The organism is Actinosynnema sp. (assembly GCF_052038725.1).
In genome coordinates, this window is record NZ_JBQGCX010001272.1 from 1 (window position 1) to 4,102 (window position 4,102).

2 protein-coding genes are annotated in these 4,102 nt (G+C 75.7%); one reads left to right on the forward strand and one right to left on the reverse strand.

Annotated elements, in window-relative coordinates:
• On the forward strand, positions 1-2,809 hold a 2,809-nt coding region (locus ACTUAL_RS26870), incomplete at its 5' end, for a DUF4132 domain-containing protein (protein WP_440902199.1).
• 199 nt (positions 2,810-3,008) lie between these two features.
• On the opposite strand, the gene ACTUAL_RS26875 is transcribed toward ACTUAL_RS26870, so the two are convergent.
• Positions 3,009-4,102 (reverse strand): sensor histidine kinase (locus ACTUAL_RS26875; protein WP_440902200.1); only part of this gene is annotated, 1,094 nt, incomplete at its 5' end.

Consider the following 4,102-nt stretch of genomic DNA (forward strand, 5'->3'; position numbering starts at 1 on the left):
CGAGGAGCACGCGCGGGTCGTCGCCCTGCTGGACGGGATGCGCTCGCGCGGTCCGAAGGCCGGGGTCCTCGCCGCGTTCCTCGCGCCGACCGAGACGGGCTGGCTGGACGAGCTGCTGGCCGCGGGCGTGGCGCAGCGGGCGGACACCGTGGAGTCCGCCATGCTGCTCAGCTCCGCGAGCACGCGCGCGCAGGCCGAGCGGGAGCTCGCGGACGCGGGCACGTGGGGGTTGCACCGCGACCACCGGGTCGCCGCGACACTGCTGCGCACCCTCGGGCCGGTGGCCGCGGGCGCGTTCATCGCCGCGTTCGACCGCGCCGACGCCGACACGACCCGCAAGCTCGCCGGGTACCTGGTCGCGATCCCCACCGACGAGGCGCTGCGCGCGCTGGTCGAGCGGGCCGAGGACCGGCGGGTGCGGCCACTGCTCCAGGAGGCCGTGCGCGCCTACCCGCGCCGCGCCGCCCGGCTGCTCGCCGAGTCCCTGGCGGGGGGCGGCACGTCCGTCGACGCGCTGCTGCGCTCGCACCTGACGGCGTTCCCGGAGCTGGCCGACGAGGTGCTGCCGGGGCTGCCCGACGACCAGCGGGCCGCCGCCGAGGCGCTGCTGGTCCCCAGCGGGCCGGTGCTGCCGCAGGCCCCGCCCGAGCTGCTGCCCGAGGTGCTGACCAGCCCGCCGTGGACCAGACCCCGGCCCAAGGCCCCGCCCGCGCTGACCGACCTGGCCCCGGCCGGGGAGGCCGCGCTGGTGTGGAAGCCCGGCGAGGAGCGCGAGTGGGCGGCCGAGAGCGACCGCAACGTGCCGTACCACCGGACCGTCGACTGGGACCAGGAGCTGCGGCGCGGGCTCCAGCGCGTCGGCACGATCTCCTACATGACCCTGCTGCACGCGCCGGAGGAGGTGGCGCTGCCGCTGCTGGGGGCGTTCGTGCCCAAGCACAACTGGAACATCCACTCGTGGGGGCGGGCGCTCCTCGCCCGGTTCGGGCTGCGCGCGCTGGACCGGCTGCTGCTCGCGCCGGTCAACGCCGACGTGCTGCGGGTGTTCGCGCCGGTGCTCGACCAGCGGGTGGCCGACCTGATGGCCGACGCGCTCGGCAAGAAGAAGCTGCGCTGGCAGGGGTTGGCGTGGCTGGCCAGGCACGGCGCGGCGGCGCTGCCGTTCCTGCTGCCCGCGGCGCTCGGCAAGGCGGGCAGGGCGCGCGGCGCGGCGCGGGACGCGGTGGCGGTCGTCGCCGAGGCCGAGGGGCGGGACGTGGTGGTCGAGACGGCCCGCGCGCACTGGGGCGACCGGGCGGCCGAGGTGACCGCGCTGGTGCTGCGGATCGACCCGCTGACCGTGCTGCCGTCGAAGCTGCCCGCGCACCCGGCGTGGCTGGACGTGGCGACCCTGCCCGGCATCCGGGTGCGCGGCCACGAGCTGGCGCTGCCCTCCGGGGCGGCGGCCGACGTGGTCACGATGCTCATGCTGTGCTCGGCGGGGGAGCCGTACGCGGGGCTGGCGCAGGTCCGCGAGGCGTGCGACGGGAGGTCGCTGGCCGAGTTCGGCTGGGAGGTGTTCGACCGCTGGCGGCAGGCCGCGCTGCCGCCCAAGGACGGCTGGGCGCTGGCCGCGCTCGGCGCGGTCGGGGACGACGAGGTGGTGCGGCGGCTGTCGCCGCTGGTCAGGGCGTGGCCGGGGGAGGGCGGGCACACGCGCGCCGTGGCCGGGCTGGACGTGCTGGCCGACATCGGCACGGACGTGGCGCTCACCCACCTCAACGGCATCGCCGACAAGGCCCGGTTCGCCGGGTTGAAGAAGCGGGCCCGCGAGAAGATCGCGCAGGTCGCGGACAAGCTCGACCTGACCCCCGAGCAGCTGGCCGACCGGGTCGTGCCGCACTTCGACCTGTCCGGGTCCGAGGCGCTGGTGCTCGACTACGGGCCGCGCCGGTTCCTGGTCGGCTTCGACGAGCAGCTGCGGCCGACCGTGGCCGACGAGGGCGGGGCCCGCCGCAAGGCGCTGCCCAAGCCGGGCGCGAAGGACGACGTGGAGCTGGCGCAGGCGGCGTGGGCGCGGTTCGCTGCGTTGAAGAAGGACCTGCGGGTGATCGCGGGCGACCAGGTGCGCAGGCTGGAGCGGGCCATGGTCGGCGGGCGCGCGTGGGGCGCGGACGAGTTCACCCGGTTCCTGGTGGGGCACCCGGTGCTGGTGCACCTGGTGCGCAGGCTGGTGTGGGTGGCCGTCGACGGGCAGGCGACCAGGTCGTTCCGGGTGGCCGAGGACAACACCCTCTCCGGTCCCGCCGACGAGCCGTTCGAACTGGTGGACGGCGAGCACGTGCTGGTGGCGCACCCGCTGCGCCTCGGCGGGGACCTGGCGGCCTGGTCGGAGCTGTTCGCGGACTACGAGATCCTGCAGCCGTTCCCCCAGCTCTCCCGCCCGGCCCACCGGCTGTCGGAGGAGGAGCGCGCGGACACCAGACTGCGGCGGTTCGAGGGCGCGAAGCTGCCGGTGCGCGAGGTGCTGTCCCTGCTGTCACGGGGCTGGCAGCGCACCGAGCCGCTGGACGGGGGCGTGGAACCGGGCCTGGTGAAGCCGGTGCCGGGCGGTCGGTACGCGGTGGTGACCCTGGATCCGGGGCTGGTCGCGGGGGACCTGGACGCGATCGGCGACGAGCAGGAGCTGAGCGAGGTCTTCCTGTCCGACGAGGCCCACGGGTACCGCTGGGGGCGGGAGCGGCAGCTGGGGCTGGGGGAGCTGGACGTGATCAGTGCGAGCGAGCTGGTGGAGGACTTCGTGGCGCTGACGGGGAGGACGGGTGGGTGATGGGGGCTGTGACCAGGTGAAGGAGCTGGCGGCGGGGTGCGGGCCAGGGGTGTCGGAGAGCGGCGAGCTGAGCTGGACGCAGGTGCCCTGACCAGGGGGCTCAGGGCGGGGTGGTGGCCGGGATGAGCGGGTCGCGGCCACCGGACCCGCTCGTGGGCCGGTCCTGGTCAGGCTCCAGCGTGTGGCAAGCGCGACGCGGTCAGGGCTCCTCCGGGTCCGGCCCCAGGGTGAACCGGACCGTGGTGCCCACGCCCGGTTCCGAGTCGAGGGTCAGCACGCCTCCGTGCCTGGACACGATGCGTTCCACTATCGCCAGGCCCGCGCCGTGGCCGCCGCCGTAGGTTCCCCTGGGGTGCAGCCTGCGGAACAGGCGGAAGACCTCGCGCTGGTGGGTGGTCGGGATGCCTATGCCGTTGTCCCGCACGTGCACGACCCGGTCGTCGGTCAGGCCCACCTCCACGGTGCGGCCCGGCTCGTCCCTGGCGTACTTCGCGGCGTTCACCAGCAGGTTCACCAGGACCTCCTGCAGGCGGTCCGCGTCGGCCGAGACCATGGTGCCGGTCGGCGGGAGGCTGACCGACACGGCGCGCTCCTCCAGCCTCGGGCCCGCGATCTCCAGCGCGCGCTCGCAGGCCCCGCGCAGGTCCACCCAGACCCGGCGCAGGTCGGCCTGGCCGAGCTGGGCGAAGTGCAGCAGGGAGTTGATCAGCTCGTCCATCCGGTGCGCCAGCGCCTGGATCGTGCCCAGCCTGCGCACCGTCACCTCGTCCAGCGCCTCGCCCGCGTCCTCGCCGATGAACGCCGCCGCGTTCGAGATCCCGCGCAGCGGCTCCTTCATCTCGTGCGCCGCGACGTGCGTGAACGTGTCCAGGTCCGCGTTCACCCTGCGCAGCTCGTCGTTCAACCCCGTCAGGTGCGTGGTGTGCCTGAGCGCGACCGTGGTCACCGCGTGGCCGAACTCCACGGCCACCGCCTCGTCCGCCGCCGTCCACGGCAGGCACCTGCCGCGCACCACCGCCCGGTACACCGCCGACGACCCCCTCGGGGTCAGCCGCTCGCCGTGCGGGCCGAGGCGGACCGGCTCGTCGGGGTTCGTCGCCCACGTCCGGGACGCCCGGCGCTCCCGCCGCGTCCACGCCACCAGCTCGCTCCCGCCGTCCAGCGACAGCACCAGCGCCCCGCTCAGCTGCTCCGCGCACCACGCCAGCGCCGGGTCGTGCTCCGCCAGGCTCTCCGCCGCCCACACCTGCCCCGCCCGCAGCGGCGGCAGCGCCGCCCACAGGGCGTCCAGGG